Below are 26,970 nucleotides of genomic sequence, written 5' to 3'. Positions count from 1 at the left end.
AAAATGAAAAATGTGTTCGAGAGATAAAAATAAAATAAATGCTATTTAAAATAATGACTTTAAAACAGGTAACCAATTTTTATAACAGTTGCACGAAAAAACTCGTGAAAGGTATTTTCACGAGTTTTTGTTTTTAGGTGATTTACACTATTTATAAAATCATTTTACTTTTATATAGTAGATAGGGAACGTGTTAAAGGAGGACCCGGGTTTTGAAAGAAATAAAAGCAATTATTTACGCGATGCTCGCGACGTTTATGCTGCTTCTTACTGGATGCAGCGATGAGCAGGCAAGTCATTCAAGCACATCTTCTGCCGATACAAAACAAGCAGTTCAAGTAGAAGATTCATCAGATCAAGAAGACGATCATAGTCCTTCTAAAGCAAATCGTGAAGATGTAGTAGGTGAGGCGGCTACGGTAGAAAGAGTAGTGGACGGTGATACGCTTAAAGTGAAAATGCTGAACGGAAAGACGGATCGAGTGCGACTACTTCTTGTTGATACCCCCGAAACAAAGCATCCCAAACTAGGCGTACAGCCCTTTGGTCCAGAAGCATCTGCTTACACCAAAAAAAGGCTAGAAGGACAGGAAATCACCCTTGAATTTGATGTGCAAGAGCGTGATCAATATGGACGTTTGCTTGCTTATGTATGGATAGACAATGAACTGTATAATGAAGAGCTGCTAGCAAAAGGGTTAGCCCGCGTAGCAGTATTTCCTCCTAATACAAAGTACGTAGATGAATTTAAGAAAATACAGGAGCAGGCTCGAAAAAGCGAAAAAGGCATCTGGAGTATTGAAAACTATGCACAAGAAAAAGGATACAATACGGATGCTGTAAAAAATCAGTCCTCTTCTAAACAAAAGGATACTCAGTCCGCCAAAAGCTGTGAAGGTAAAATAAAAGGAAATCAAAACTCTAAAATTTATCACGTGCCAACTGGGGCGCACTACAATCAAACCATGAACAACGTCATTTGGTTTTGTACCGAAAAAGATGCGCAAGAAGCAGGATACACAAAAGCAAAAAACTAATAAAGAAATTCAGTAACTGCTGAATTTCTTTTTTTTGAGTTAAGTAAGTATTTGTATAGGAGTGGCTAAATACCATCCAACAAAGAGCGACCAATCCGTATAAGAAGACGCAGTGGCCATATGAGCAGCTGAGGCACTTGTAAAAGAATTTCTGCTAAAACTTCCCATCCACTTACTGTAGTATCTTTCTGCTGACGGCGTTTTTTCATAGTCATCATCCATTCATTTGAAAATATACATTAATTATACAATGAAAGGAAGATTAGGAGTTAATTTTTTCTTTCTTTTCTTTTTCGTGTTAAAGTAGATAGGTAAGAAGGTTTGCTACAAATAACGCAAGCGAAGAGAATAAAGGGAGTTTGAAAATCGTGAAAATAAGGAAAGCAAGAAAAGAAGATGCTTCTGCTGTAACGGAATTACTTTATGACATGCTTGGCAGTATTGCGCGCTCTCACACAGCGGCTACAACGAATGAAGAAGCGCTTTTAAGGCTTAAAGCGTTTATTCTGTCTGAGAAGAATCGCTATAGCTATCATCATATTACAGTCGCAGAAGTCGACGAGAAAGTAGTTGGACTTATGCTTTGCTACGAAGGAAGTATGTTACAAACGCTTTATGAACCAGTTAAGCGTTTTGTACGTGCTAAACTTAATAATCCAGCGTGGGAAATTGATATAGAAACTGAACATGGAGATTATTATATTGACTCTCTATGTGTAGATGAAGCTTATCGTGGAAAAGGGATAGGAACGGCTCTTTTAAATGTAGCCAAGCAAGAAGCCAAAAAGCGTAAGATGTTTTTATCGTTAAACGTTGAATATAATAACGTAGAAGCCAAAAAATTATACCAGCGTATAGGCTTTCAAGAGCATAAAACCATTTTTATTGATAAAAAACCATTTTTTTATATGAAGACTGCTTGAGCATCTTTACGGTAGTATTTTTTGTGATAAAATGGATATATAAGTAAAATAATAAGAACCAACAGCTCAGCACTTTTGCTGAGCTTTCCTGTAAATCGCGTAAACGTATCAAAATGGAAAGAATCCTACATCCAATGGACCATAAGCAAGCGGTCATGAAAGTATGTTTGCTGATGTGCCACATGAAAGGAGCGTGCATGAACATCAGAGATCTTCCGTTTAATATGAGTTATCGATTTAATGAACAGCTTCGAGAAGTTCCGGTTAACCCACACCAAATGAAGCAGGGAATTATCTATTTAAAGAAACGAGCTCTTGAAGAAGAGGATGAGTGTGCCGCTGCTAAAACATATGGACATATTGGTGTATATGAGCGCATACTTGGGGAATTAACGAGCAGTGAAAGACATCTGCTGCTGGCCATTTATCTATATGACCGGCATGCTGATACAATAGGTGAATTTTTGAATACGATCCGGCTTGGACATACATATCACTGGCAAGAACAGTGGGATAAAGCGAATGAAACGTTTCAGCTACTCATTGAACAATTAAAAGCAGATGAAGACCTTCACATATATGAAGACTTTATCTATCAGCATTATGGAAAATGTTTACTTGATCAGCGGATTGTTTCCAGAGCACACCACTATTTTCAACGCGCGTTAGAAATTCGATTAAAAAAAGGCGATAAAGAATTAATTGAGTCAACTAATTCCTGCATCCGTCTTTGTTTAAATAAATTAAAACATTCCTAGTATACATAAAAGATAAATGACTCATCGCCTTGGTTACACATAATGCATAAACTTTCCGTTTGACAAACGTATGTGAACATATTATAGTCATACATGGCAATTTAAGAATACGTAATATAAAAACTAAACATAAGCGTCTCTTCTCTTTTGGAGAAGGGGCTTTTTTATGTGAATTTTTATGCCGAGGAGGGTTTAATCGATGGGTAAAACAGTAAAAGATGTCATCTTTTTATTAATAGGCTCGTTTGTATTTTCACTTGCAGTTAACATGTTTGTCATTCCAATAGGACTAGGTGAAGGCGGCGTTACGGGTATATCAATTATTTTATATTATACAACGCATCTTTCAACGGGCATCACTAACTTTATTTTAAACGGTATCTTGCTTATCGTAGGGTATAAATTTTTAGAGAAAAAAACCATCGTCTATACGATGATTACGATTATCGCTACATCTATTTTCCTTCACGTAACTGAAGGCTGGGGTCTTCATCTTCATGAAGAACTCATTGGCATGGTTTTTGCCGGTGTACTGCTAGGCGTTGGAATTGGGATGATTTTGCGAGTTGGTGGAACAACAGCAGGTTCAGCCATTATTGCTCGAATTCTAAATAAATTTTTAAACTGGAAAGTCAGTCATGCACTTTTAATTGTTGATTTACTAGTGGTATTGGCTTCTTATTTTATTATTGGAATCGAAAAGCTATTATTTACAATCCTCATGCTGTACATTACAACAAAAGTAATTGACTTCGTTATTGAAGGGTTCGATGCGAAAAAAGCCGTTACCGTTATTTCAAGCAACAAAAACGAAGTAGCGGATCAAATTAATGAACAGCTTGATCGCGGAGTAACGATTCTAAACGGTCGAGGGAACTATACAAAAGAATCAAAAGAAATCTTGTATGTGGTCATTAATAAACAAGAGCTTATTAAACTTAAAAAGCTGATTAAAAAAATTGATGATGAAGCATTTGTGATTGTACACGATGTACGAGATGTAATTGGAAAAGGATTTTTAAGCGCATAAAGCTGTGGTTCTTGGCAATTTTTTCTGACGTTGGTGTTCTCCGAAAAAGTATGATATAAGTGTGTCTAGAGACAATTCAATATACGAAAGGAAGAACCCATATGCGTAATAAAAGGCATGTAAAACGTCTTCTTCAACGTCGAATTCGTTCTTTACGATACGTTGTCTTGATTTTATTTACGATACTGATCTTAAAGTACGTTAGTGAAATTATGTAACTTTTTTGTATGAGTCTTATCGCTCATTTGGAGTGCTTTTTCTTTTAAATTAGTAAACCAATTTGTATAATAGGTTTTAAGAAGGAGGAGTTCCATGAGCATTCCCAAACCATTAGTTCAGCTTAATCAACTCTTTATTGTTATAACGGTTTTGATCGCTTTACTTGCGGCAAAGTGGCTTTTACTTTTGCCTTTTCTTGTTGGAGTAGTCACACTTGCAACAAAGCGTAATCCCGTAATTATGGCAGGGAAAACGCTTCTCAAAAAGCCTGCTTCTTCTTATCAAATGGAAGACCAGGATCAGCAGCTTTTTAACCAATGGATTGCAACGATATGTATGGGAGTTGCTTTCATTTCCTTTTTAATGGGTTATACGCTTGTCGGCTATGTATTTAGTATAATGGTGATTCTTGCTGCTGGTGTAGCACTGATGGGATATTGTATAGGCTGCACGATTCGTTATCGATATATGATGTGGAAATATAAAAGAAAAAAACACGCTGCATAAACAAAGCCTCGATAAGGCTTTGTTTTTTTTATGCTCATTTGTATGGGTTAATCATCATAACGGGTGAAAACAAGTGTTAGAGTGCCTATATCCTTTAAAAACCTTTGTTGACAAAGTAAGGTAAACAAATTAAACTTTTTATGATAATAATAATCGTTACGATTTAAAAGGGGGAAGTTATAGTTAGAAACCGTACATAAAAAAAGATAGTTTTGAATAAAGGAGGGGTTTATATGAGAAAAAGGATAAGTTTGCTATGCTTAACGCTTGCTGCGATAGGTCTGCTAGCGGCATGTTCGAGTAACTCTGCGAGTACCGAAGAAAAGAGTAAAAAGAAATCACTTACTTTTGTATCGAATTTTCCAAGTGATACGCTCGATCCACAGTTAAATTATACAACTGTACGAGCCGGTATTGCCGAAACGTTAGTAAAAGTTAATGAGCAATTACAGATTGAACCGTGGCTTTCAAAAAAATGGAAAACAGAAGATGATGGGACGACCTGGGTATTTGAGATTAGAGACGGGATTACGTTTCAAAATGGCAAGGATCTAAATGCTGAAGCCGTGAAACATTCGTTAGAAAGAACGATAAAAGAAAGCGAAGCAATGAAAAGTGCACTTAAAATTAAAGAAATGAAAGCCAGTGGCCAAATCTTAACCATTACAACAACAGAGCCGCTTGCCACGCTGCCTTCTGAACTTGTTCATCCAAACACAGCAATTATTGATGTAGATGCTCCAGATACAAAAAGTAAACCCGTGGGAACAGGGCCATTTAAAGTAGCTTCGTTTAAACCTGATAATGAAATGAAAGTAAAAAAATATAAAGAATACTGGGGCGGGGAACCAAAATTGGATGAAGTTGTGTTAACATTTAATGATGATGAAAATGCACGAACGTCCGCTTTGCAATCAGGTGAAGCCGATATTGTGTACCGTCCGGCTATTGAAAGCTTAAACACGTTAAAAAAAGATTCTTCAATTGTAGTAGATATACAGCCGAGCCTGAGAAATCAAATGCTTTTCTATAATTCAAGGCAAGAAGCGTTTAAAGATAAAAATGTGAGAAAAGCGTTTGATGTATTATTAAATCCAAAAGATGTTGTCGATACAGCGCTTGCAGGTCAAGGATCCCCTGCAAATGGTCCATTTTTAAAGAGTTTAGATTTTTCGAACGATCAAAAAACGAAAACCTATGGACCAAGTGAGGCTCAAAAATATTTAGAAAAAGCCGGTTATATACTCAAGGATGGAAAAGCAATAAAAAATGGAAAACAGCTTTCCTTTAAGCTTGTTACATACCCTTATCGTCCAGAACTGCCTTTAATGTCACAAATGCTTCAGTCAGAAGCAAAAAAAATTGGTGTGAAAATAGACATTCAACAAGTGGAAAATATGGACGAGTATATGACAACAAAAAATGATTGGGGAATCGTTACATACAGTCTAGTAACCGCGCCGCGAGGAGATGCAGGATATTTCTTTAATGCTCTTTACATGGAGGGAGGAGCATTTAATGTAGGTCATTTTCATGAACCAGCATTAACTTCCATTATTAATAAACTCAATAAAACCGTTGATCAAAAAAAGCGCAATAAGTTAGCAAGACAAGCCGGAGAAATAGCAGAAAAGGAAACGCTGCACTCTTCGATTGTTCATCCGAATAATTTTGTAGCCTATAGAAAAAATGTAGAAAATTGGGTTACAACTAAAAGTGAATACTATGTGATAACAAAGGATTTAGATGTGAAATAGATATGAAATTAATTGGTAAAAGAATAATAGAATTACTCATTTTTTTAGTTATCCTATCGTTTCTCAGCTTTGTTTTGATGAAGCTGGCTCCAGGAGACCCAGTTAAGCAAATGCTCCGCGTAGATGACGTGGCAGTTTCTGAGGAACAAATAAATAGTTTGCGAACAGAGCTAGGGTTTAATGAACCTGTATATATTCAATATGTAAAGTGGCTGAAGCGCTTTTTTCAGTTTGATTTAGGGTCTTCGTATATGACAAAAGAGCCTGTCATTGATGAATTAGCCGCGAAGTTTCCGGCTACGCTGCGCTTGACGGCTGCATCTTTGGTTGTGATGCTGCTAATAGCTGTGCCACTCGGAACGCTGTCAGCACTATACCAGAATAAGTGGATTGATTATCTCAGCAGAAGTGTGTCCTTAATTGGAGCATCTATTCCCAGCTTCTGGCTCGGTCTTTTGTTTATACAGCTGTTCTCCGTGCGTCTTCAATGGCTTCCTTCAATGGGGACAGGCACAGCAGCTCATCTTGTGCTGCCTTCTTTAACGCTTGGTTTTGCCATGTCCGCTGTGTATATGCGAATGGTTAGAGCTAGTCTGCTAGAAGGACTGAAACAAGATTTTGTACGATCCGCTCGAGCAAGAGGAATAAGTGAAAGCCGCATTTTTATTTTTCACGCGTTCCGGTATAGCTTAACGCCCATCCTTACCATTTTAGGGACGAGCTTAGGCAGTTTGCTTGGAGGAACGGTCATTATTGAAGTGCTTTTTGCTTATCCTGGCATTGGAAAATTAGTTATTGATGCGATTATGAATCGTGATTATCCTGTGATTCAAGGGTATATTTTGTGGATGGGCCTGTTTGTTGTGTTAATTAATTCACTTGTGGATTTGAGCTACAAATATGTAAATCCCCAGCTCTATGTAAAGGGAGGGGATAAAACGTGAAAAAGCCGCAGCTTCCTTTTGTAGTGATAAGCGTTTTTGGTATTGCGCTTATTTTATTTTGTCTGTTTGGAAGTCAGCTAACACCGATGGATCCCACACAAGTCAATATGCAAGACCGGCTTCAAAAATCCACCGGTGATCACTGGTTAGGAACTGATCACTTAGGCAGAGATCTCTTTTCACGAATCGTAGCTGGAGCTCAGACCACAATTGGGACTAGTTTTCTTGTCTTAGCTCTTTCTCTTTTGATTGGAGTACCTGTTGGCTTAGTTTCAGCGTATATTGGAGGAAAAATAGACCGCTTTTTAATGAGAATTGTAGACGCTTTTTTAGCTTTTCCTGACTATATTGCAGCCATCGTCTTAAGCGGACTGTTAGGGCCTGGATTATTGAACTTAATTGCTGCGATGGTTATTGTAAAGTGGGTTGGTTATGCAAGGGTAGTGCGCAGTATTGTGCTTCAAGAAAAGTCAAAAGAATATGTGCTGGTTGCTAAATTAAACGGAGTGGGAACACTACCTTTAATCCTGCGCCACTTTCTTCCTCATGTGGGAGGACATATTCTTGTTCTTGCTACGCTGGATATAGGGAAAATTATTTTAATGATGGCTTCACTATCCTATATTGGACTAGGGACTCAGCCGCCTACTCCGGAATGGGGAACGATGCTAAATGAAGGCAGGGCCTACTTTTACAATGCTCCGCAGTTAATGTTGATACCAGGCTTGGCCATTATTTTATTTGTGCTGGCGTTTACAGCTTTAGGTGAATATATTCGAGGGAAATATCAAGTTAGTCGGTAAAAGAGGTGATCGTCATCGTTTTAGAAATAAAACATCTAGTCATTCATAATAAAACAAAACAAATTGTAAAAGGCATTTCTCTTAAAATCGAGCAAGGACAGTGGATGGCGCTCATTGGAGAAAGCGGAAGCGGTAAAAGTATCACTGCTGCATCAATAGGAAGGCTGTTGCCGTCAGGTGTCACGCTTAAAGGAGGCTCTATTACTTTTAAGCAGGAAGGATATGTGCCTATCCTTGGCAAAGATATTTCGTATATCTTTCAAGATTATCGAAGCGCTTTTACGCCTTTTTTAACAATCGGAAAGCAGTTTGATGAAACGATTCGTACACATAGTAAACTGTCTAAAAAAGATAGGAAAGTTGCTATTTTTCAGGCTTTAAAAGCTGTGAATTTACCTAATGAACGCGTGTATAAAAGCTATGCTTCTCAGCTGAGCGGTGGACAGCTTCAGCGAGCAGCGATTGCTTTAGCACTGGTGATGAAGCCTGCCTTGATTATTGCAGATGAGCCAACCACTGCTTTAGATAGTGTGGCAGCAGCTGAAGTTCTTCAGCTGCTGCATAAGCTGAAAGAAGAAGCAGGCTGTGCCATTTTATTCATTACCCATGATTTGCGTCATGTGCGGAAATATGCAGACCGAGCAGTCATTATGTTAGCAGGAGAGATCGTGGAAGAAAACAGTATCGAATCTCTTTTTCACGCTCCGGATCACTTTTATACAAAAAAACTGTTTAACGCCATTCCTTCTTTACAGAAAACGCCTGATCGATTGTTAGATACGCAGAAAAAAGTGTTGATATAGGAGTAAGATATGAAAGAAAAAAGTATATTACGCGTCACGCAGCTGGTGAAACAGTATAAAGACGTTAAAGCGCTAAATAATGTTTCCCTGCATATCGATAAAGGGGAATGCTTAGGGGTTGTTGGAGAAAGTGGCAGCGGAAAAAGTACGCTTGTAAAAAGTGTGCTAAGGTTAACAGAGATTCAGCAGGGAGAGGTATGGTTTGCAGAGAAACCTCTTCACCGGTTAAAAGGAAAAAAACTGCAGCAAGCTCGTCTAGGTATGCAAGTTGTATTTCAAAACCCCGCGGCTTCTTTTAATCCAAAAGTAAAAATCATCGATTCTTTGCTCGAGCCTTTGCGGCAGCAGCGAACCGTTCCTTCATTTTTATCTCATGTGAGCAGAAACGAAAAAGAAATCGCTTTTTATTTGTTAGAAAAAGTCGGGATTAGCGCAGAATATGCGTTGAATTATCCTCATGAACTCAGCGGTGGACAGCTTCAGCGTGTAGCGATTGCGCGTGCCATTAGCGTAGGTCCGTCTCTGGTACTATTAGACGAGCCAACAGCGAGTCTTGATGTTACGGTACAAGCGAAAATTTTAAATTTATTAAAAGATTTGCAGGAGACGTTTCAGCTATCTTATTTGTTTATTTCGCATGATTTAGCAGCGGTAAATTTTATGAGTACCCGCATGATAGTTATGCAGCAAGGTGAGGTTATTGATCAGTTTGAACGTGCAAAGCTATTTGATAAAAACAGACATCCCTATACAAAAAAGCTTGTGCGTTTATTTGAATAGAGAGTAAAGCTCTTCGTTTAATATACTAAACGAAGAGTTTTTTTATAAATGAGAATGAGACAAAGTCAGGGACGCGGCGGTGGAGTATGCATATGTATAAAATGATAGCCTGCTTGGCAGAGCATGACAAAACTAATGCTGAGTACAAGGAGAGGAATTAGCTTGTTTTTTCCTCGTTCTTCATATAGTCCGGCTGCGCTTAAAAGGAAGCCAACAGTAGCTAATGGAGGAGAGACGCGAAAGAATAAATCTGCAGCGGTAAACGCTTGATTTGTATATTTATAATAAAAAAATAGACCTGTAATCAATAAAAATAGCCCAATCCAAAACAGCGTAAGTTTTCCAAAAAGGGTTTTAGGCACTGCAATTTCACTCCTTTTGTCAGTCAAGTACCATAAAATACTAGCATAAAATGTTCTGGTTTGCATTAGAGAAAAAGAACGTGAATTATACAATAAGTGTAAAAAAACAGGTTTGAAGTAGGAGGAGATGAAGTATTCAAAGCGCTTCATGTAAAAAAATACATATCGTTGGATCTGTTGGAAGTGGAAAAACAACTCTTGCCCGTTTATTATCCCATGAATTAAAAGTTCCTCACTACGAACTCGATAATATTATGTGGGAACGAACATATGAAGGAGATAAAAGAAGAAGTGAAGCGGATAGAAAAAAGTGTTTACATCATATTTCAGCTTCAAAAGAATGGATTATAGAAGGCGTACACTATACGTGGGTGAATGAAAGTTTTAATAGAGCTGACCTTATTATTTTTCTCGATATCCATTATCTAAAAAGAATATGGTTTATTATAAAAAGGTATGTTCTGCAAAAAGCTAAAATAGAAAAAGCAAATTATGCACCGACGTTTTCTATTTTCATTAAAATGTTTCAGTGGAATTCAGACTTCGAAAAGCAAAGTAAACCTGAAATTTTGCATATCCTTCGTACGTCATATAACGATAAACTTATAATAGTGAAAAAGAGAGAAGAGATAGAGCACTTTATATCGTAAGAAAACGCCGCTCAGTTGATGAGCGGCGTTTTTTAGTTTTTATTCTATCAACATAGAATCGCCTTTTTTTTCACAAGCTTTTGCAAGGTTTTTGAGCAACTGATTAAGAAACTCTTTGTCCATTTTAAGCCACTCTTGTTTTTGCAGCCCTTCTACGATATAGGAAGAAAAAACCCACACGTCGTTTTTGATGGCAGAGCGATTTGTTTCAGCGATTACGGTTAATGCCTTAATGACAGCAGAGATCACGGAAACATCTTCTTTCCCATAATGACGAATTTGATAGAACGCTTTGTACAAATAATCCATAAAAGAAGGTTTTTCTAGCATGACGCGAATGCATCCTTTTTCATCGTAATAATAAGGAGAAGAAGAATAGCTTTGCCCAAGTTTGATAAACACTTGCGTGAGCTGTTCAATGCAGTTAATAGCTGTTTCAGGATCATTAATAGCGGGTGAAATAGCTCTTAATGCAATTTCACTCAGCTTTTGAATCCCTAACTTCACATCTTGAATCGACTCTTGATCATTTGTAATAAACAAACAATGAAGAAATTTTTCGTGTTTTAATGATTGATCGTGATGAATTACGCTTAACAGAGGTGTGTCTTCTTCGACATACTCACCGGGTGCTTTTTCAAGTTTCACAATAACATTATATTTAGATGCTAGTGTAGTTAAATGCTTGAGTTCAATATAGTGAATATATCCTTGTTTGTTACTTTTAATTTGCAGCGTGTTTTCACTATCAAAATTAAGCTGTTCTTCATTTTTTGATTGAGGTGATTTTTGCTGTTCTAGCTGTCGTTCTTCAATGGTTAGCATCGTTTTTTTGGCAATGTTTGAAATTAAGTTGCCGACTTTAATCCAGTTAATAACATGATGAATTAAAAATACAAACATACCTAGACAAATGAAAGCTACCAAAATGGCTAGTGAAGGAACAATGAAAGTGTTGCTGACTTGATTGCTTCGAACTTGAATAAGCAGTACAAGCACGTACACATACCCACCGATAAAAGTGCCAAGCACACGCTGGGTTTTGGCATCTGTATTAAAATTTTGAATCGTTCTAGGAGAAAACTGGCCTACAAACGTAGTCAGTACCACTAACACAGAAGAAAACGTAATCGTCGTCATCGTTAATAAGGAGTTTGACACTGAACTCAAAATAGTATGAGCAAGCTCTTTATCCGTTAGAAATACAGAAGGAACCAACTTTAACCACTGTTTATGAGCTGTTAAAAATCGGTCTATAAACGTACTAATAGTGGCTAAAACAAAAGCAACGATTCCGTATATAGAAGGAGTAATCCAAAAATTAGCTTTGATTCGATTTTGCTGTAGCTTTATTGACATAATGAAATCTCCCGTATCATGATTTAATAAGTTCGGACTTCTTTTAGCATGGAGAAAAAAGTTAGTCATACTTATCCACCTATTATTACCCGCATCTGCATGTGAAAAACTTCTTTAAGAAAAGTTTTATTGTCCATTTGTAAAGGGTAGAGATCAAAAAGGAGGAGAGAGCCGTGGCATTTGATTATTCACTTGACTTTGAGCATATGGATTTTAGAAAACATCCTGAAAAGTATAGAGTAGGAAGAGGAGAACAAGGAGTTCTCCTTGTTGAGCCATATAAAAGTGAAATTCTTCCTCATTGGCGTTTTCGAACACCTGAAATTGCTGAGGAATCGGCGGACGCCATTTATCAGCTTTTTTTAACCTACAAAGAAAAAAGCGATTTTGTTGGAATGGACATGGCCCGGAAATTTCTCCAAATGGGATACACGCGATCCAGGCGCTACGCGAACTACAAAGGCGGAAAGAAATACAGCAAAGGCGGAGAGCGTAACGAACGGCAAATTGATGAACAAAAAGCAGAATCGGCGGCTATTTTTATGAAAAAATGGAAGGAGGTACGAGAGAATAAAGAGTACTTAAAATTTAAAAAAGAGCATCAAAAAAAGTACGGATAATCAGCTGTTATCCGTACTTTTTTCCTTTGTTATTTCGATTCGTTTAATATGGTGATGTTCAATATCAATGACTTTAAATGAAAAACTTTCGTTTGTGATGCTGTCCCCTTTAGCAAGATCAAACTTTTCGGTCAGCATCCAGCCGCCAATGGTATCAACGTCTTCTTGTTCAATATTTGTTCCGAGTAAGTCATTTACTTCTTCAATCAACACCTTCGCATCGAGTACGTAGTGATTTTCATTAATTTTGTGTACGTCCGGTATTTCATCATCATCAAATTCATCACGAATTTCACCAACAATTTCTTCTAAAATGTCTTCTACCGTTACAAGCCCTGTTGTTCCTCCGTACTCGTCTATTAAGATGGCCATGTGAATTCTGTCCTTTTGAATTTTAAGCAATAAGTCGTAAATGGCGATGGAATCAATGACTTGAATGATGGGTTTCATATACGTTTGCACGGTACGTGGTTTAATATCATCTTCTTTTATGTAATCCGCTAATATTTCTTTAATATTAACTAATCCCACCACTTGATCTTTGTTTCCATCTACAACTACTGGATAGCGAGTATATTGCTCTACTCTAGCCATTTTTAAGAATTCTTCTATCGTTTCTTCTGCTGATACGCTAACAATTTCTGTACGAGGCACCATGATTTCTTTAGCCGTACGATTATCAAATTCAAAAATATTATTCATGAACTTAAATTCCGATTGATTAATTTCACCGCTCTCATAGCTTTCAGATAAAATAATTCTAAGCTCTTCTTCACTATGAGCTACTTCATTTTCAGAAGCTGGCTTCAGGCCAAATAATCCGACAACGCCTCTTGCTGAGTGGTTTAAAAGCCAAATAAACGGATAAAGTAACTTAGAAAAAAGAATAAGAGGACGGGAAAATAACAGCGTCACTTGTTCGGCTTTTTGAATCGCCACTGTTTTGGGTGCAAGTTCCCCAGCTACCACATTTAAAAATGTGACAATCGAAAAAGCAAGAACAAAGGATATGACATGCGAAAGTGATGCAGCAAAAGGAAGCATGTCAATAAGCGGCTCTAATAAATGACCTACCGTAGGTTCACCTATCCAGCCTAGACCCAGTGCGGTAACCGTAATGCCCAGCTGTGTGGCTGAAAGATAACCATCTAAATTTGATACTACTTTTTTTGCTGCTAAAGCGTTTCGGTTTCCTTCTTCAATTAACTGGTCGATTCTAGTCGACCGTACCCTAATGACGGCAAATTCCGTTGCAACAAAAAAGGCTGTTAATATGATTAATACGATAAATAAAATGACATTTACTGTTTCCAAATTTATCTCCTTACCCCGTTGAAACGGATAAGGGAACACCTCCCTTACAAAAGTTTGATGAGCTGATTTATATGGTAAATAAAGAATATCATGTATACTGTTCCCTTAATGTCCGCAGAAATAAACTTACCGAAAAGAAAGAGCACTTTTTAATAACCCGCAACATTTTTTGGCAGAAAAAGCGTAAACTAAACACTATAAAATGAATGAAAAGAGATAACGTGATACCTTTAAAAGGATGTAAATAGAAGTAGGAGTCGATTGTTTTTATGGAATTTTTTCTGACGATATTAGTCTTATTGGCTTTGATTGGTCTATCTAATATCATTAATCATTTTGTACCATTTATTCCTGTTCCATTAGTTCAAATAGCTTTGGGAGCAGGGCTTGCTATCTTGCCATTTGGCGGAGATGTACATTTAGAGCCTGAGTTATTTTTTATTTTATTTATTGCCCCGCTATTATTTAATGATGGGAAAAACGTGTCAAGAGCTGCTCTTTGGAAGCTTCGTACACCTATTTTATTACTAGCGCTGGGACTGGTTTTTGTAACGGTGGCAGTAGGGGGATATCTAATCAATTGGCTCATTCCTTCCATTCCGTTACCGGCGGCATTTGCACTAGCCGCTATTTTGTCCCCAACAGATGTAGTGGCTGTAGGAGCTATGGCGAGCCGAGTAAAGCTGCCTAAGCGAATTATGCATTTGCTGGAAGGCGAAGGGCTGATGAATGATGCCTCTGGTCTTGTAGCGTTTCAAGTAGCAGTAGCTGCTACCGTAACGGGCGTCTTTTCAATAGTAGATGCTACATTTCAGTTCCTTTGGGTAGCGCTGGGCGGTTTGTTTGTAGGAGCATTTATCGCTTTTCTAATTATCAGACTGCGTGTACTTGTTCGACGTTTAGGAATGGAAGATATTACGATTCATATGTTAATACAAATTCTAACTCCATTTGTTGTCTTCTACATTGCTGAACATTTTCATTTATCAGGAATCTTGGCAGTTGTAGCAGGCGGCATTGTGCATGCGATTGAGCGCGACCGAGAGGAATCACCTAACCAGCAGCTAAAAGTAGTATCAAAAAGTACTTGGACGGTTATTTTATATTTGTTAAATGGCTTGGTGTTTGTACTGCTTGGTCTGCAAATACCTAAAGTGGCGAAAGCAATTATTCAAGATCCAAACTTTAATAATGGACAAGTGCTTCTTTATATTTTGATTATTACTGTCTTTTTGCTTGTACTACGATTTATTTGGGTGATGGTGTCATGGTCAGTAGGCTGGTATTACAAAAATAACAAGCATCTAAAACCTGAGCCTCGGTCTATTGGCATTATCACGGTTTCAGGTGTACGAGGAGCTGTTACGTTAGCCGGAGCGTTTTCGATTCCATATACGCTTGATAACGGCAGTGATTTTCCGGAACGCTCTCTGATTATTTTTCTAGCAGCAGGCGTTATATTGTTAACCTTAGTTGCAGCAAGTATTCTTTTACCTCTCATTGCGAAAACAGAAAAGGCGCCGAAGAAGCCTGAGCGCAACACAAAAGAGGTTAAAGCGCGCATTAAAGTGCACAAAGCTGCTATTCAGCGGTTAAAAAGAGAAATGACCGAGGAAAATCGTGGAGCAGCCCTTTCGTTAATTTCATCGTATAATACAACGATTAATAACATCATCGTTAAAACTCATCCTTTAGAAGCCTCTGAAAACAAACAGTATGAAGAAGAAATTCGATTGCTGGCTCTTCAGGCCAAGGGGAAATTGGTGGAAAAGCTATTAAAAGAAGAAAAAATAGACCGTGAGACAGCGTATATTTGTTTGGAACATACGCACAAGCTTGAAATGGCTGTAACCAATCGCGTAAGGTATAAATTATTGGTGAGCTGGATGAGGTTTAAAAAAGTTTTATTATTACTAGTCCGAATTTTTTCACCGAATAAGCAGGCGTTAAGAAAACAAAGCTTGCGAAGAAGAAGCAAAGTGAACAAAGTACGTATTCAAATGATTGAAGAAGCGATAAAGGTCATTAAAGAAAATATGAACGAAGAAAATCGAATGATTTCACTTGCTATTATTAGTGAATACCATAGATCCATGGCAAGACTTAGAAAAGAGAGTACGGAGTATAATTCACGGAAACGTAAAAAAGCAACGAGAGATTTATGTTATAAAGCGTTTCATACCGAGCGGGAAACGGTGCAAGAACTTTATGAAAAAGGAGAAATCACGCGTGAAATCGCTCATAATATCCGAAAAGATATCGCTTTGCGTGAAGCATTAACAATTGAAGAAAATGGTTATTAAAAAGTCGCAGAGAGTAGTCTCTGCGACTTTTTCTAGTAAGTTTCATTCTATTGCTTTTCAAAAAGATAAAGCTTTCCATTAACAGCAATATCAAACCGAGGCCCTTTAAAGCCGCGTTTTATAAGTTCTTTACGCATAAACTTCATAATTCCTCCGTGGCTGACAATCAGCAAATCGTCTTCTGACTCGGAAATAGCGCGATCTAGCACTGCTGCTACTTTTCTCTTAGTCTCAGCCATATCTTTACGAGCTTGTTTGTTGATGAGTCCGGACATGCGAAACAGTAAGACCCAGAGGATAAAAGGAAGTTTAAATTTTACTGGAATAATAGGCATAGGTATTTCTCTAAGTTCTGGAAGAAGCGTGATCTCTTGTTTATAAATATGCTTTGCCGTTTTGTGTGCTCGCGGCATATCGCTTGAAAAACAGCGTTTCCATTCGATATTATTCAAATCAGTCTCTCCATACGTAATATCTGATTCATCATATTCTTGAAACCAAGCCACTAGTTCATCAGTGGATAAGCGGTGGTTTTCTGGAAGACCTTTGTTTACTTTGTAATGACGTACTAATGCTACTTTCATTGTGAAATCTCCTTAAAATCTAAGCGCCAAAAACACTTATTCGGCGCAGCTTGATTTTCTTATTTAATGTTATTTTCATCATGCTGCACCTCCTTTCAAATATTTGTAAAATAAGTATAAAATGGATTAAGAAAATTGTAAATACGGAATAAAAGAAGATTTTGAGATAGAATAACTGGAAAATGAAACCTTTTTATAACATAAAACGTATTACTTATAGATAATTCAAACAAATTGAAATACATATAAAAGGGTGGATTACAATGATGGATACAGAGAGAAAAGTGAACATCAGAGAAGAGTTTGGAATTTTATTTGCAAAAGGGGATTTTAAGAAACTTTATGATTGTGTAAGCGAAGAATTTAAACGTCAAGTTTCGCTTCAGCAATTTTTGGAGCAGAGCAAATTGTTTAATCAAGGAGAACAGTTCTACAGACTAGAAACAAATCTCTATTTAACTCCTCAAATTGAGCAGTTTATTTGGTTAAATTCTACGCAGACAAAATTCATCAGCGTCATGTTTGATGAACATAACATTATACAAGCACTTGTGATTGCTCCTATAGAATCATTTTCAGAGAGAGAGCGATGGAGTACAAACAAATATACGATGCCGATTCAAAGTGAATGGTTTGTCTATTGGGGAGGAAAGCATGAGGTGTTGAACTATCACCATCCAGTCGAAAACCAAAGGTATGCGTATGATTTAGTCGTGCGAAAAGGAAATCAAAGCTATAAAAATGATGGAACGAAAAACGAAGATTACTATGCATATGGAAAAAAAGTTGTGGCGCCGCTTGAAGGAGTCGTTATCACAGCAGCTGATGGTCAAGAAGATAATGAAATTGGACACACGAATAAAAGAAATCCTTTAGGAAATCACGTTATCATTGAGCATGAAGGAAAAGAATACAGTGTGCTTGCACATTTGAAGAAAGGATCGGTTTCTGTGAAAAAAGGAGACGTGGTTCGTAAAGGAACACTGCTCGGAAGGTGTGGAAATTCCGGGAATTCATCCGAACCTCACATTCATTTTCACGTCATGGATGCCTCTGACATTGAAACGTCAAAAAGTTTGCGAATTCAGTTTCATGCGGCCGTTGAACCGATTCGCGGAGATACGGTTATCCCATTTTTTTATTGATTAAAAAGCCATAGCGTTTGCTGTGGCTTTTTATGCAGGGCTTTCCTCAAATATAAAGTCAAGCACCCGTTGAAACAAGTAAAGGATAATGGCTACGGTAGTCATGACAAGGAAAAGCCCAAAATGACTAATTTCATACAGATTATAAAGCCCGATTTTAGCGAGAAAAGGAACAATAACATAACCATGAATCAAATCCAAAATAATGTTAACAATTATGTACAAGATAAACCCCGGATACGTAAGGTAAAAGACAAAGATCGTAATCACAATATGAAGGCAATAAATCGTTGCTCCCATGCTAGTAAGAAAAAATACGTTTTCTTGAACCGTCCACCAGTGCATTTTTTCCGCTACTTGATAGGCGATTGTCATCATTAATGCTGCAAATAACCCTACAGTAAAAAAGCGTTTAACACGCTGTTTATCAAGCAGCAGCAGTAAAAACCATGGAATAACAAGAATCCCCCATAATATAATTTGATTCATTCATCTTCCCACCTTTTATTTATCAGTAGTTCTTAGTGTAAGAAAGAATTGTAAAAATATACATTCTATAAAGAAAACGTTTACAATCAGATTACTTCTCTATATACTAAATCTTGAATACTTGTATACAAGTTGGCTAAGGAAGTGATGACACATTAAAAGAGTAATATACCCGGAAAAATGGCTTCGCGGAGCCTCGCTGGGAGAGCAAGTTGTAAGCAAATTAAGAATTCAAATTATGAGCGGCGAGCTAAAGAAAGGAACCATTCTATCGGAAAATCAGCTCTCGGCAGAGTTTGGAACGAGTCGATCTCCTATAAGAGAAGCGCTGCGGACCCTTTCAAACGAAGGACTCATTGATTTACAGCGAATGGGAGCAGTTGTTATTGGTTTAACAGCTAGGGATTTAAACGAGCTGTACGATGTTCGTCTGCTTTTAGAACATTTTGTCTTAGAACGTCTATCTGAAGTCAACCATGATTCGCTTATTAAAAAGCTTGAGCAAAGTATTGATCAAATGAACATGGCAGCTAAATACGATGACTATGTAGAGTTTGCTTATCAAGATTTGCGGTTTCATGAGCTCGTGATTATCGAAGCAGACCACAAGCGGATATTAAAATTGTGGGAAAGCATCCGTGAAATTATTTTAGCTGCTCTTTTAATTACCACTGAAAAAAGATTTCGAGATGATAAAGCAGCTGTGCTCCCACTGATAAAGCAGCATCATGAAATGATTAAAGCATTAAAGTCTCAAAATACAGAACGTATTCAAGATGAAGTGAAGCGTCACTTTGAAGACACGAGAAATACGATAACAGCTTCACTTTTGAATGAAGCATAAAAAAGGGATAAAAGATTCGAAATGTTTTGGACCTTTTTATCTTCAAGTTGTCGACAAGTATACAAAGGGGATGGAGAAATGAAAGCAGGTGTCTACGTTTCAGAAACGAAAGCCGTTATGCAGCAAAAAACGAAACCGGTTATAAAAGAAGGGGAAGCGCTTGTAAAGGTATCCCATGCTGGAATTTGCGGAACGGATATGATGATTTATTTTGGAAAACATCCTAGAGCACAGGCGCCACTGACTATGGGACATGAATTTAGCGGAGTGATAGAAGAGATTCGGGGAGAGACGGAATTTTCTTTAGGTGACCGCGTAGCAGTTGAACCTACGCTTAGCTGCGGAACGTGCGAAGCCTGTGTAAGAGGACAGTTTCACGTTTGTAAACAGTTAAAACTAATCGGCATTGATCAAGATGGAGGGTTTGCGCAGTACGTGGCTGTTCCGGTGAACCGCCTTCACCTCTTGCCAGAGAAACTGTCTAGCGCGCATGCAGCTCTTGCAGAACCTGTAGCGGTTGCCGTACATACAGTACGACGCTCACGGTTGAAAGTAGGAGACCAAGCTGTCATTTTAGGAGCAGGACCTATTGGACTGCTGATCGGGATGATTGCGAAACGAGCAGGAGCAAAAAAAGTAATGATCTCAGATATTAGTTCTTATCGCTTAACTAAAGCGAAAGAACTGGGCTTTATACCAATTGATGCAATGAAAAAAGACGTCGTAAAAGAAGTGCGTTTGCTTACGAATTACGTCGGTGCAGATGTTGTATTTGAAGTAGCCGGAAATCAAATTACAGCAAAACAAATGGTTGAAACAAGCCGTATTCAGGGAGAGATTGTGGTGGTGAGCGTATACAAAAACGCTCCAGAAGTAGATTTAGCAGCGATGCACTTTAAAGAAATTTCATTAACTACAACGAGATGTTATACAAGGGAAGATTTTCAGACGGCTATTGATTTACTGGCAAGCGGTGAAATAGCAGCAGATTCTTTAATTTCTCATAAACTGCCGCTTGAAAATATTCAAGCGGGGTTTGAGTTTATGCAGCGGCCTGATGAATCACTTAAGGTTTTATTTGCACCAAATGGAGAGGAGAATGAACAATGACAGTAGATTTATTTTCTTTAGATGGTAAAGTAGCAGCGATTACGGGAGCAACAAGAGGAATTGGAAGATCAATGGCGATTGCTTTGGCAGAAGCAGGTTCGGATATCGCTCTTTTGCAGCGATCAAAGGAATTTCTTGGAGTAAAAGAAGAAATTGAACGTCTCGGAAGAAAATGCTTTATTGTTAATTGTGATCTGGAAAATGCTTCTGAAGTAAGCGAAGCGATCTCATCGGTTGCTGCTTATTTTGGCAAGCTCGATATTTTAGTGAACAACGCTGGCATTCAAAGACGTTCACCCGCTGTAGACTTTGCAGAGGAAGATTGGGATGCTGTTATGAATGTTAATTTAAAAACCGTATGGCTGTTATGTCAGCAGGCAGGCCGCCAAATGCTTAAACAAGGAAGCGGAAAAATCATTAATATGGCATCTTTGCTTTCTTACCAAGGCGGTATTACCGTTCCGGCCTATGCTGCAGCAAAAGGCGGAGTTGCTCAGCTTACAAAGGCTTTATCTAATGAATGGGCAGCAAAAGGCGTAAATGTTAATGGAATTGTACCAGGGTATATTGCTACTGATATGAATGAAGCACTTATTAACGATGAAACGCGCAGCAGACAAATTATTGAACGTATTCCCGCAGGCAGATGGGGGGAAGCAGATGATTTTAAAGGAGCGGTTGTCTTTTTAGCATCTGATGCATCTGCCTATATTCATGGGCACTTACTTGCTGTAGACGGAGGCTGGCTAGGAAGATAACGCATGAATGAACGAATTTTTTCATATCATGAACAAACTTAATTAAAAGGAGCGTTCGTGGTATGAAAAGGTGGATGTTAAATATGGGTATTTCTGTCACAGTGCTCATAACTGCTTGGGCGGTGTATACAAAGCCTGAAGAGAAAGAGATTTCGCTATTTTCTTACGATCAGCCTTCTATCATTGTTCAAAAAGAAAGCACAGACTTTGAAAAAGCGTTAAAAGCTTTTTTGACGCAGCATGGCTTTCAAGAAGTTAGGGTGCTGAATAACTATGCGGAAGCTCAAATTCTAGTTCTTCTGCCCCGCGAACACCTTTCTTCTCATAAGAAAAGAGAAATTCAGCAAATGGTAAATCAAGTTGCCAAACAGTATCACGTTCATCCTGATGTAGTTAATGTTCAGCTATATGAAAAAAAGTAAAAAGCCTTTTAGAAAGGGGAATCCCCCTCGATAAAAGGCTTTTTTTACTCTTTCTTCTTCTCTTGTTCAGCGAGCTCTTCTTGTCTTTTAAAATGTGATTTTCCTAACGCATACACAAAACTAAAAAACAAAGGAAGTAAAATAGTCAGCAGCACAAGGCGGGTAAGCATATCGCCCAAATCATTTCTTGTTAAGTAAATATTAATAGCTGCAATGACAATATAAACAAAAATACCGAGGTTTCGTAAAAATCTCTTTAGCATAGATGCATTCATTTTTTTCACCTTACTTTTATATACTCACATTTAAGGTAAAGGAAACGATTCATAAAAGCAACCTATTTACTACAAAGCAAGAAGGAATATAGGAATTTATAATGAATATTTATAGGTTGCCTGAAAATCATGGAAATAAAAATCCTAACATGAAGTCGTTTTATAAAGCAGCTCGCTCCGAGTACACTGAATGCGCCGAGTCAGCTATAAACAGCTGCCTTCTCTTCAATCAGCTTTATTTCTTAAAAAGGTAAGGTGATGAGATGAAAAGAGTACTGGTAATGGGCGTTTCTCCAGGAGTAGGAAAGTCTACATTTGCCAAGAAATTAGGGGAAAAGCTTGATCTAGAAGTATATCATTTAGACAGCCTGTATTGGCAGCCTGGCTGGACGGAAAGAGACAATGATAGCTTTAGAGAATTGCAGGAGCACATTGTAAAAAAAGACAGCTGGATTATCGACGGGAACTACAGCAATTCGTATGACGTGCGAGTGAAGCATGCAGATACCATTATTTATTTAGAGCTGCCGCTAATCGTTTGTGTGTACCGAGTAATAAAGCGGAGAATCGTATATGCAAGAAAAACGCGTGAAGATATGGCAAAAGGATGCCCTGAAAAAGTAGATTGGTCATTTTTTACGTTTATTCTTACTACGTATCGAGAACGGAAAAAAAAGATGAGAAACCAGTTTAAAAAGCTTAAAAAAGATGAGGATTACAAGGTTTTTATGCTGATGAACAGAAAGGACATCGAGAACTATATACACAACCTATAGGGGGAGTATGTGCTGAATTTTGAACAAAAATAGCCACGTAACAAGTTCGCTTGTTACGTGGCTTTATTAAAAAAACAATCATTCTTGCGTAATCTTCAACATTCCTTCTTCGTCGAGCGCAAGCGTTAGAGAATGATTAACCTTTACCATTAATGGATGAACTTCAGAGTCTCGGTTCGAAAAAAACCACCGTCTTTTAGGCGTCCCTACAAGAAAAAACGCACTGCCGCTTCCTAAAAAGTTAAAGGTCTCGTTTAATAGCCTGTTGTTGCGCACGGTGATACCGGAGTTAATAAGCTGTGTCCCTACAGAGTGGACATGAGGAGTTGTCAAGTTGATTTCTCCTATGCTTAAAAGCGACTTAGAAGAAAAGGGGTCCTTGGATGACGGGCAGTCCGAATGTCTTGAAATGTATTCAACAATATTATGAGCAGGGTCTTCAAAATAAAAGGAATGAGCATCAAATGCTTCAAAATAAATCTCATCTTTCTTCTCTTCCGTATTGAGGAAGACTCTCTGAGTAGCCCATTGCTTTGCTTCCATAAATCGGTTTGCTGGAACATTAAAAGCAAAATGGTAAAAGGGCTTTGTATGTAGAGAACTTTCTTTAAAGGTTAGCTCACTTTCACCAACCTTGATGGAAAAAGAACGCGGTGAAGCGGCGGTTAATGGGAAATCGAGAGAATTTACATAAAAATCCTTCATTGTGTCCAATAAGTGGGTGTACAGGACAGCTTGATTAATGATCATAAACCATTCCTCCTCGTTTAAGCGTTGTCTAAAATGGTATTACACAAATTTTTCGCTCTCTTTTTGATTACTGCTTTTCAAGTAAAGCTGAAAAGAGCCTTTATGCTCAGAGCCTACAAAATTAATACGATATCTCCTCGTTTTTTCGGGTGTTAAATAAAGAGAGTTATTAGTCATTTCAAAAAATCGTGTCTGTTTTGGATCTTCTACGTACAGGGACAGGTCTCCGCTTTTGGTATTTTTAGATAGCGTAAAAGCGTAGGTTACACCTTTTTTGAGTTTAATGCTCCGGGAGTAGCGGCCCGTAAAGCTGTCGTATTCGCCAAAGAAAACCTCACTTCGCTCCTTTTTTATTTTGCCTCCTACAATTTGATTTTCCTGGCCGTTAAAGTTAATAAGTAAAAAAGCGATAAGAACAATAAGAAAACTATATTTAAACATAAAAACCTCCATCTACTAAATTATAGATAGTTTTGGATTTCGTCAAATAGTGTTATAGTTTAAAAGGGAAAAATTAACAAAAAACGAATTATCTTTTTGCATGTTACGTCTAACAGAAAGGAGAAAAGAATTGACTCAGCGTTTTTATCTTTTAGCAGCAAGTCAAGTAACCGCAAATGTAGGTTTTGTTCTTTATACAATGGCTGTCACTTCCTATATAAAGGAAAACACCGGTTCAACAGCTCTTGCGTCGATGATTACGATGACGAGCTTACTTGCACGGCTCCTTAGCAGCCTTAGCGTACCTTTACTAGCCGATATGTATAAATCCATTCACATTATGCGGTTTGTTCAAGTGATACAGATAGGGATGCTTGTTGGATTGTATGTGCTGCTTACACAAGAATTTACAGTCACAGTACTAACGATGGGTTTTATCATTGTTGGAATCATTTCTTTTTTTAACGGCTTTTTCTCCATTTTTAAAACGTCAGTTGTACGCAGCTTAGTAAATGATAGTCAAAGAATGCAGGCCAATAGCTTGCTTTCAACAATTGATCAAACTTTTCTGTTTGCAGGGTGGTCGCTTGGTGGTTTCGTTTTGTCCTTAACGGGATCCACTCAGTCTCTATTTATAACGGCAGGTCTTCTATCGATCTCATTTGTTTGCTTACTGTTTATAAAAGAAGCCCACACATATAAACAAACACAAAAGCGAAGAGCGGCAAAACTAATGGAAGGATGGCGCTTTTTATGGATACATAAACGCATCAGAGCCCTCGTTATAATGGACATCATCGAGTCGCTTTTTGGAACCATTTGGATTGGAGCTATTACTCTTTCTTTTGTGAAAGAAGTGCTTGAAAAAGGAGAAGCGTGGTGGGGATATATAAACGGTGCGTATTATTTTGGAAGCATAGTTGGAGGAATTATTGTGTACCGCATGTCTTCTATGGTAAAAGGAAGGCTTTTGCTTTTTATGTTCTTAGGCTCAATTGGTTATGCTGTTTTAACCGGTTTTTACGGTCTAGTAACGAACCCGTATCTAGCTTTAGTACTTTTGATCATGATGGGTCCTGCCTATCAGCTTCGAGATGTAGCTCAGGAAACCATTTATCAAAATACCTGCAGCAACGGGATGTTTCCTAAAGTAATAGCGGCAAAATCAACTCTTGTACAGGCTGTGTTTATACTTTCCATCGCATTTGTAGGGACAGTAGCCGATCTGTTTGGGGTAAGGTTTGTATATCTATTTTCAAGCTTCATGCTACTTTTAACGGCTCTAATAGGCATGGCAGGATTAATGTATAACAAGCATTCTATCGAAATAAACAAGACACCTGCTGAACGGAGAGGAGGTATATGAGAATCATTAGGCTAACGTATCTTGTGGAGCATGATATAAAAGAGCTGTTAATAGAAAGCCAGGAGGCAGGCTTTTTCTTTCTTACCAAGCTAGTAGCGGAGTATAAAAACGGGCAAAACGTATTTAACAAAACAGGCGAAAGATTGTGGGGAGTTTACGGTAAAAAAAACAAATTAATTGGCGTAGCCGGCCTTAATCAAAATCCTTACAGCCAGTATGCTAACGCTGGGAGAGTAAGGAGGTTTTATGTTTCAGCTCAGTTTCGCAGAAAGGGTATAGGCAAACAACTTTTAAAAGAAATTATTCACTATGCAGAGAATTATTACGACAGTCTCGTTCTCTATACAGACACGGACAAAGCGAAACTATTTTATGAACAAAACGGTTTTAAACGCGTATACAATCAGCATAAAATCACTCATGAATATAAACTAAAAAATGTTCATTAATCAAACTAACGAGCGTTTAATTCAAGTAGGACATTAAAATAATATACGAATAACGCCCAGAAAAAATCTGAGCGTTATTAGCATAAATCAACCGAACCCGTTACTCTTGTTAGTTTGCTTTTTTAAGTTTAAGAGCTGTTTTAGGAGCAGGGCTTTTTTTGACAATATACAAACCGCTAAAAATAATAAGTCCTCCAAGCAGCTGCATAGCATTGATGGTCTCTCCAATAGTTACAGCAGCAAAAACAACGGCGAACAAAGGAATAACATACATGTAAACCATTACTTTTGTCGAGCCGATTTTTCCAATTCCTACATACCACATCACGAGTCCGTACACCGTCACAAATAGAACAGAGTATGCCAGAGAGCTCCAGCTGCCTATATCTGTGGGCCAGATAAGCGTTTGATAGGTGAAAAGACAGTAGACAGTAAGCGGAATAGCGCCGATTAAAGCAGACCACGCAGTCACGCGCAAAGCAGAATATTTTACGACTAAAGGTTTTGCTAAAATCGGGTACCAGCCCCAAGCAATGGCTGCCACAATCCCCATGATGTTTCCGAACCATGCAAGCTGCGACAGCGCATGACTAGAGTGACCAAACAGCAGTACAAACGCAGCCCCAAAAAAAGCAAGCACAGAGCCTAGCTGTGTTTTTAATGAAAAAGCTTCATGCTTATATAATATAGCTAGGATTCCTGTGAAAATAGGAGACATCGAAATAAGTAAAGAAGCATTGGTAGCTGTCGTATACTTAACAGATACCATAAACAGCGTTTGGTAGAGCGTAACGCCTACTATACTGACCGCTATTAAGCGTCCCCAGTCTTTTTTTTCAATACGAATGCCTCGCTCTATTATTCCTGTGATAAGTAAAAGAATAGGAGCAACCATTATAAAACGCAGTGCGCTAAATTGAATGGAAGACATATGAGCAACTCCAAATTTTCCGATTGTATAATTAGCTCCCCAAATTAACGCCACGGATAATAATATCCATTCCAGCCAGCCTTTTTTCATGTAATCACCTCGAGTAAGTATAGAAACTAAATAAGTGCGAATATCCTTAGTTACAAAGTATACAGGAAGAAATTATGTAAAAGGCCAGCCAATTCAGCTATTTTTATCTCATCCACTTGTTTTTAATACAAACAAAAAAGCAGCTGCATTAGCTGCATTCATGACTGTTATCCACATTGTTCTATCTCATCTAATCGCACAAGTTCGACTTTAAAAGCATGATCAATCGGTCGGATTTCACAGTATCCTGAATCATATACGTGAATCAGTACAAAGCGTTTTCCTTTATATAATACTTCTTTGTAGGCTGTCATGAGATACACCCTTTCTTTTCATAGGTTTGTTTTTCATTCTATGAACAAAAAACGGCG

General features: G+C 37.9%; 31 protein-coding genes. 20 read left to right on the top strand and 11 right to left on the bottom strand.

The features are described 5' to 3' along the window. Positions 1–212: 212 nt before the first annotated feature. Entirely contained in the window at positions 213–1,037 is an 825-nt protein-coding gene (locus ACFX40_RS21540; RefSeq protein WP_132018563.1) for a thermonuclease family protein, read from the top strand. Positions 1,038–1,102: 65 nt separating this feature from the next. Here the strand turns inward: ACFX40_RS21540 and ACFX40_RS21535 are convergent, their stop codons facing one another. Continuing rightward, positions 1,103–1,246, bottom strand: a complete 144-nt coding sequence (locus ACFX40_RS21535) for a hypothetical protein (RefSeq protein ID WP_153254062.1) — start codon at positions 1,244–1,246, stop codon at positions 1,103–1,105. Between the two features lie 159 nt (positions 1,247–1,405). Between ACFX40_RS21535 and ACFX40_RS21530 the strand changes: the two genes are divergently transcribed. The 9 genes from ACFX40_RS21530 (at position 1,406) to ACFX40_RS21490 (ending at position 9,561) form a co-directional block, all read left to right on the top strand. Further along, positions 1,406–1,960, top strand: a complete 555-nt coding sequence (locus tag ACFX40_RS21530; RefSeq protein ID WP_013057535.1) for a GNAT family N-acetyltransferase — start codon at positions 1,406–1,408, stop codon at positions 1,958–1,960. Positions 1,961–2,157: 197 nt separating this feature from the next. Beyond that, entirely contained in the window at positions 2,158–2,718 is a 561-nt protein-coding gene (locus ACFX40_RS21525) for a hypothetical protein (RefSeq protein WP_377256280.1), read from the top strand. 199 nt (positions 2,719–2,917) lie between these two features. After that, complete coding sequence (locus ACFX40_RS21520) at positions 2,918–3,748, top strand: YitT family protein (RefSeq protein ID WP_377256277.1); 831 nt, start codon at positions 2,918–2,920, stop codon at positions 3,746–3,748. Between the two features lie 312 nt (positions 3,749–4,060). Continuing rightward, the gene (locus ACFX40_RS21515) at positions 4,061–4,474 is read left to right on the top strand and encodes a DUF4395 domain-containing protein (RefSeq protein ID WP_098433152.1); all 414 of its coding nucleotides are present in this window, start codon (positions 4,061–4,063) and stop codon (positions 4,472–4,474) included. Between the two features lie 233 nt (positions 4,475–4,707). Then, the gene (gene nikA, locus ACFX40_RS21510) at positions 4,708–6,231 is read left to right on the top strand and encodes a nickel ABC transporter substrate-binding protein (protein ID WP_098332884.1); all 1,524 of its coding nucleotides are present in this window, start codon (positions 4,708–4,710) and stop codon (positions 6,229–6,231) included. 2 nt (positions 6,232–6,233) lie between these two features. Next, positions 6,234–7,175 carry a nickel ABC transporter permease gene (nikB, locus tag ACFX40_RS21505; protein WP_028409011.1) on the top strand — a complete coding sequence of 314 codons (942 nt, stop codon included), beginning with the start codon at positions 6,234–6,236 and terminating at the stop codon, positions 7,173–7,175. Beyond that, positions 7,172–7,978: a nickel transporter permease gene (gene nikC / locus ACFX40_RS21500; protein WP_028409010.1), complete on the top strand. Its 807-nt coding sequence runs from the start codon at positions 7,172–7,174 to the stop codon at positions 7,976–7,978. The genes nikB and nikC overlap by 4 nt, the downstream gene beginning before the upstream one ends. 5 nt (positions 7,979–7,983) lie before the next feature. Then, a complete protein-coding gene (locus ACFX40_RS21495) occupies positions 7,984–8,781 on the top strand; it encodes an ABC transporter ATP-binding protein (RefSeq protein ID WP_060746847.1) in 798 nt (265 codons plus the stop codon). A gap of 9 nt (positions 8,782–8,790) precedes the next feature. Next, complete coding sequence (locus ACFX40_RS21490; protein WP_098248220.1) at positions 8,791–9,561, top strand: ABC transporter ATP-binding protein; 771 nt, start codon at positions 8,791–8,793, stop codon at positions 9,559–9,561. Between the two features lie 65 nt (positions 9,562–9,626). Here ACFX40_RS21490 and ACFX40_RS21485 read toward each other — a convergent pair whose 3' ends face one another. Both ACFX40_RS21485 and ACFX40_RS21480 read right to left on the bottom strand, forming a co-directional pair. Further along, the gene (locus ACFX40_RS21485) at positions 9,627–9,923 is read right to left on the bottom strand and encodes a hypothetical protein (RefSeq protein ID WP_060746845.1); all 297 of its coding nucleotides are present in this window, start codon (positions 9,921–9,923) and stop codon (positions 9,627–9,629) included. 689 nt (positions 9,924–10,612) lie between these two features. Continuing rightward, a complete protein-coding gene (locus ACFX40_RS21480) occupies positions 10,613–12,001 on the bottom strand; it encodes a DUF2254 domain-containing protein (protein ID WP_377256274.1) in 1,389 nt (462 codons plus the stop codon). Positions 12,002–12,105: 104 nt separating this feature from the next. Here ACFX40_RS21480 and ACFX40_RS21475 point away from each other — a divergent pair, with 104 nt between their 5' ends. After that, the gene (locus ACFX40_RS21475; RefSeq protein WP_028409004.1) at positions 12,106–12,552 is read left to right on the top strand and encodes a DUF4385 domain-containing protein; all 447 of its coding nucleotides are present in this window, start codon (positions 12,106–12,108) and stop codon (positions 12,550–12,552) included. Here the strand turns inward: ACFX40_RS21475 and ACFX40_RS21470 are convergent, their stop codons facing one another. Next, positions 12,553–13,866, bottom strand: coding sequence for a hemolysin family protein (locus ACFX40_RS21470; protein ID WP_060746842.1), 1,314 nt, complete (start codon positions 13,864–13,866; stop codon positions 12,553–12,555). It lies immediately after the preceding gene. Between the two features lie 269 nt (positions 13,867–14,135). On the opposite strand from ACFX40_RS21470, the gene ACFX40_RS21465 reads away from it, so the two are divergent. Next, the gene (locus tag ACFX40_RS21465) at positions 14,136–16,169 is read left to right on the top strand and encodes a Na+/H+ antiporter (protein ID WP_028409002.1); all 2,034 of its coding nucleotides are present in this window, start codon (positions 14,136–14,138) and stop codon (positions 16,167–16,169) included. Positions 16,170–16,216: 47 nt separating this feature from the next. Here the strand turns inward: ACFX40_RS21465 and ACFX40_RS21460 are convergent, their stop codons facing one another. Then, positions 16,217–16,753 (bottom strand): histidine phosphatase family protein, encoded by a 537-nt coding sequence (locus tag ACFX40_RS21460; protein ID WP_060746841.1) that lies wholly within the window; start codon positions 16,751–16,753, stop codon positions 16,217–16,219. A 263-nt stretch (positions 16,754–17,016) separates the two neighbouring features. Between ACFX40_RS21460 and ACFX40_RS21455 the strand changes: the two genes are divergently transcribed. Further along, positions 17,017–17,898: a M23 family metallopeptidase gene (locus tag ACFX40_RS21455; RefSeq protein ID WP_098524683.1), complete on the top strand. Its 882-nt coding sequence runs from the start codon at positions 17,017–17,019 to the stop codon at positions 17,896–17,898. A gap of 30 nt (positions 17,899–17,928) precedes the next feature. Here the strand turns inward: ACFX40_RS21455 and ACFX40_RS21450 are convergent, their stop codons facing one another. After that, complete coding sequence (locus ACFX40_RS21450; RefSeq protein WP_028408998.1) at positions 17,929–18,387, bottom strand: hypothetical protein; 459 nt, start codon at positions 18,385–18,387, stop codon at positions 17,929–17,931. Between the two features lie 199 nt (positions 18,388–18,586). Between ACFX40_RS21450 and ACFX40_RS21445 the strand changes: the two genes are divergently transcribed. The 4 genes from ACFX40_RS21445 (at position 18,587) to ACFX40_RS21430 (ending at position 21,521) form a co-directional block, all read left to right on the top strand. Further along, positions 18,587–19,231, top strand: a complete 645-nt coding sequence (locus tag ACFX40_RS21445; protein WP_255257722.1) for a GntR family transcriptional regulator — start codon at positions 18,587–18,589, stop codon at positions 19,229–19,231. Between the two features lie 78 nt (positions 19,232–19,309). Next, entirely contained in the window at positions 19,310–20,341 is a 1,032-nt protein-coding gene (locus tag ACFX40_RS21440) for a zinc-dependent alcohol dehydrogenase (RefSeq protein WP_098334469.1), read from the top strand. After that, positions 20,338–21,099 carry a glucose 1-dehydrogenase gene (locus tag ACFX40_RS21435; RefSeq protein WP_028408995.1) on the top strand — a complete coding sequence of 254 codons (762 nt, stop codon included), beginning with the start codon at positions 20,338–20,340 and terminating at the stop codon, positions 21,097–21,099. The genes ACFX40_RS21440 and ACFX40_RS21435 overlap by 4 nt, the downstream gene beginning before the upstream one ends. A gap of 62 nt (positions 21,100–21,161) precedes the next feature. Beyond that, positions 21,162–21,521, top strand: coding sequence for a hypothetical protein (locus ACFX40_RS21430; protein WP_098334470.1), 360 nt, complete (start codon positions 21,162–21,164; stop codon positions 21,519–21,521). A gap of 44 nt (positions 21,522–21,565) precedes the next feature. Here the strand turns inward: ACFX40_RS21430 and ACFX40_RS21425 are convergent, their stop codons facing one another. After that, positions 21,566–21,796 carry a hypothetical protein gene (locus tag ACFX40_RS21425; RefSeq protein WP_043981603.1) on the bottom strand — a complete coding sequence of 77 codons (231 nt, stop codon included), beginning with the start codon at positions 21,794–21,796 and terminating at the stop codon, positions 21,566–21,568. A gap of 263 nt (positions 21,797–22,059) precedes the next feature. On the opposite strand from ACFX40_RS21425, the gene ACFX40_RS21420 reads away from it, so the two are divergent. Further along, positions 22,060–22,572, top strand: a complete 513-nt coding sequence (locus ACFX40_RS21420) for a P-loop NTPase family protein (RefSeq protein WP_377256271.1) — start codon at positions 22,060–22,062, stop codon at positions 22,570–22,572. A gap of 78 nt (positions 22,573–22,650) precedes the next feature. On the opposite strand, the gene ACFX40_RS21415 is transcribed toward ACFX40_RS21420, so the two are convergent. Beyond that, the gene (locus ACFX40_RS21415; protein ID WP_060746834.1) at positions 22,651–23,322 is read right to left on the bottom strand and encodes a hypothetical protein; all 672 of its coding nucleotides are present in this window, start codon (positions 23,320–23,322) and stop codon (positions 22,651–22,653) included. Between the two features lie 39 nt (positions 23,323–23,361). Next, positions 23,362–23,763 carry a hypothetical protein gene (locus ACFX40_RS21410; protein WP_060746833.1) on the bottom strand — a complete coding sequence of 134 codons (402 nt, stop codon included), beginning with the start codon at positions 23,761–23,763 and terminating at the stop codon, positions 23,362–23,364. 130 nt (positions 23,764–23,893) lie between these two features. Between ACFX40_RS21410 and ACFX40_RS21405 the strand changes: the two genes are divergently transcribed. Both ACFX40_RS21405 and ACFX40_RS21400 read left to right on the top strand, forming a co-directional pair. Continuing rightward, a complete protein-coding gene (locus ACFX40_RS21405) occupies positions 23,894–25,129 on the top strand; it encodes an MFS transporter (RefSeq protein WP_377256268.1) in 1,236 nt (411 codons plus the stop codon). Next, complete coding sequence (locus ACFX40_RS21400; RefSeq protein WP_060746832.1) at positions 25,126–25,578, top strand: GNAT family N-acetyltransferase; 453 nt, start codon at positions 25,126–25,128, stop codon at positions 25,576–25,578. Before ACFX40_RS21405 ends, ACFX40_RS21400 begins: the two co-directional genes overlap by 4 nt. 109 nt (positions 25,579–25,687) lie before the next feature. Here ACFX40_RS21400 and ACFX40_RS21395 read toward each other — a convergent pair whose 3' ends face one another. Together ACFX40_RS21395 and ACFX40_RS21390 are read right to left on the bottom strand one after the other, a co-directional pair. Then, positions 25,688–26,599: a DMT family transporter gene (locus ACFX40_RS21395; RefSeq protein WP_060746831.1), complete on the bottom strand. Its 912-nt coding sequence runs from the start codon at positions 26,597–26,599 to the stop codon at positions 25,688–25,690. Between the two features lie 167 nt (positions 26,600–26,766). Continuing rightward, positions 26,767–26,913 carry a hypothetical protein gene (locus ACFX40_RS21390; RefSeq protein WP_013057506.1) on the bottom strand — a complete coding sequence of 49 codons (147 nt, stop codon included), beginning with the start codon at positions 26,911–26,913 and terminating at the stop codon, positions 26,767–26,769. Positions 26,914–26,970 lie beyond the last annotated feature (57 nt).

The sequence above is a fragment of the Priestia sp. YIM B13552 genome, assembly GCF_042787775.1.
In the GTDB taxonomy this organism is placed as follows: Bacteria; Bacillota; Bacilli; order Bacillales; family Bacillaceae_H; genus Priestia; species Priestia megaterium_E.
Note: the sequence above shows the minus strand (reverse complement) of the source record. Positions and strands in the feature narration are given on the sequence as shown.

Excerpts from the sequence above, each read along its gene's own strand:
- ACFX40_RS21420 (WP_377256271.1), top strand. The coding sequence starts at position 22,060 with ATGAAAAGAGTACTGGTAATGGGCGTTTCTCCAGGAGTAGGAAAGTCT.
- nikA (WP_098332884.1), top strand. The coding sequence starts at position 4,708 with ATGAGAAAAAGGATAAGTTTGCTATGCTTAACGCTTGCTGCGATAGGT.
- ACFX40_RS21465 (WP_028409002.1), top strand. The coding sequence starts at position 14,136 with ATGGAATTTTTTCTGACGATATTAGTCTTATTGGCTTTGATTGGTCTA.
- ACFX40_RS21525 (WP_377256280.1), top strand. The coding sequence starts at position 2,158 with ATGAACATCAGAGATCTTCCGTTTAATATGAGTTATCGATTTAATGAA.
- ACFX40_RS21435 (WP_028408995.1), top strand. The coding sequence starts at position 20,338 with ATGACAGTAGATTTATTTTCTTTAGATGGTAAAGTAGCAGCGATTACG.
- ACFX40_RS21450 (WP_028408998.1), bottom strand. The coding sequence starts at position 18,387 with ATGAATCAAATTATATTATGGGGGATTCTTGTTATTCCATGGTTTTTA.
- ACFX40_RS21390 (WP_013057506.1), bottom strand. The coding sequence starts at position 26,913 with ATGACAGCCTACAAAGAAGTATTATATAAAGGAAAACGCTTTGTACTG.
- ACFX40_RS21430 (WP_098334470.1), top strand. The coding sequence starts at position 21,162 with ATGAAAAGGTGGATGTTAAATATGGGTATTTCTGTCACAGTGCTCATA.
- ACFX40_RS21425 (WP_043981603.1), bottom strand. The coding sequence starts at position 21,796 with ATGAATGCATCTATGCTAAAGAGATTTTTACGAAACCTCGGTATTTTT.
- ACFX40_RS21440 (WP_098334469.1), top strand. The coding sequence starts at position 19,310 with ATGAAAGCAGGTGTCTACGTTTCAGAAACGAAAGCCGTTATGCAGCAA.
- ACFX40_RS21410 (WP_060746833.1), bottom strand. The coding sequence starts at position 23,763 with ATGTTTAAATATAGTTTTCTTATTGTTCTTATCGCTTTTTTACTTATT.
- ACFX40_RS21480 (WP_377256274.1), bottom strand. The coding sequence starts at position 12,001 with ATGACTAACTTTTTTCTCCATGCTAAAAGAAGTCCGAACTTATTAAAT.
- ACFX40_RS21490 (WP_098248220.1), top strand. The coding sequence starts at position 8,791 with ATGAAAGAAAAAAGTATATTACGCGTCACGCAGCTGGTGAAACAGTAT.
- ACFX40_RS21535 (WP_153254062.1), bottom strand. The coding sequence starts at position 1,246 with ATGAAAAAACGCCGTCAGCAGAAAGATACTACAGTAAGTGGATGGGAA.
- nikB (WP_028409011.1), top strand. The coding sequence starts at position 6,234 with ATGAAATTAATTGGTAAAAGAATAATAGAATTACTCATTTTTTTAGTT.
- ACFX40_RS21415 (WP_060746834.1), bottom strand. The coding sequence starts at position 23,322 with ATGATCATTAATCAAGCTGTCCTGTACACCCACTTATTGGACACAATG.
- ACFX40_RS21455 (WP_098524683.1), top strand. The coding sequence starts at position 17,017 with ATGATGGATACAGAGAGAAAAGTGAACATCAGAGAAGAGTTTGGAATT.
- ACFX40_RS21460 (WP_060746841.1), bottom strand. The coding sequence starts at position 16,753 with ATGAAAGTAGCATTAGTACGTCATTACAAAGTAAACAAAGGTCTTCCA.
- ACFX40_RS21400 (WP_060746832.1), top strand. The coding sequence starts at position 25,126 with ATGAGAATCATTAGGCTAACGTATCTTGTGGAGCATGATATAAAAGAG.
- ACFX40_RS21395 (WP_060746831.1), bottom strand. The coding sequence starts at position 26,599 with ATGAAAAAAGGCTGGCTGGAATGGATATTATTATCCGTGGCGTTAATT.
- ACFX40_RS21520 (WP_377256277.1), top strand. The coding sequence starts at position 2,918 with ATGGGTAAAACAGTAAAAGATGTCATCTTTTTATTAATAGGCTCGTTT.
- ACFX40_RS21515 (WP_098433152.1), top strand. The coding sequence starts at position 4,061 with ATGAGCATTCCCAAACCATTAGTTCAGCTTAATCAACTCTTTATTGTT.